Source organism: Brevundimonas sp., from assembly GCF_046293315.1.
Taxonomy (GTDB): Bacteria; Pseudomonadota; Alphaproteobacteria; order Caulobacterales; family Caulobacteraceae; genus Brevundimonas.
Map to the genome: position 1 here is coordinate 1 of NZ_JBKBPF010000105.1, position 555 is coordinate 555.

2 protein-coding genes are annotated in these 555 nt (G+C 63.6%); both read right to left on the reverse strand.

Annotated features, from left to right (window positions below; translation table 11 throughout):
* On the reverse strand, positions 1-313 hold a 313-nt coding region (locus tag ACK4SE_RS14250), incomplete at its 3' end, for an RrF2 family transcriptional regulator (RefSeq protein ID WP_409694036.1).
* Positions 310-555 (reverse strand): hypothetical protein (locus tag ACK4SE_RS14255; protein ID WP_409694039.1); only part of this gene is annotated, 246 nt, incomplete at its 5' end. The genes ACK4SE_RS14255 and ACK4SE_RS14250, both read right to left, overlap by 4 nt.

The following is a 555-nucleotide window of genomic DNA, read 5'->3' on the forward strand; positions in this document are numbered from 1 at the left end:
CCCGGCAGTCTTCGCATTTCTTGTAGGCGATCTTGGAGAGACAGGGCAGCGGCGCAATCGGCCCGTCGATCAGCCGCAGCACTTCGCCATACATGATCTCTTCCGGCGCCTTGACCAGTTCATAGCCGCCCATGCGCCCGCGGCGGCTGGACACGAACCCGGCCCGCTTGAGTTCAAGCAGGATCTGTTCGAGAAATTTCTTGGGGATTGCCTGCTCCTGGGCAATCTCTCCGATCATGCGGCTTTCCCCGCGCCCGGCCCGCGCCAGTGAAACCAGCGCACGAAGGGCATATTTGGCCTTCTGCGAAATCATCTCTTCCTCTTGCCGCCCCGCCCCCTTGGCTCCGGCTGAACCGGCGGCACCACGACCTCTACAGCTTCAGTCTCGACGATGCCACCCTTGTCGGCCGCATCGGGGCTTTTCCCCTCATCGGGCTCCACCGGCGGCAAAGTTTCCGCATCCACCGCCACGACAACCGCAGAAAGTGGCTCGGGCTCAGCGGTCGGCGCCTGAAGCACCTGCGGAATGTCGTCGTCCGCCGTCGCGCTTTCGGT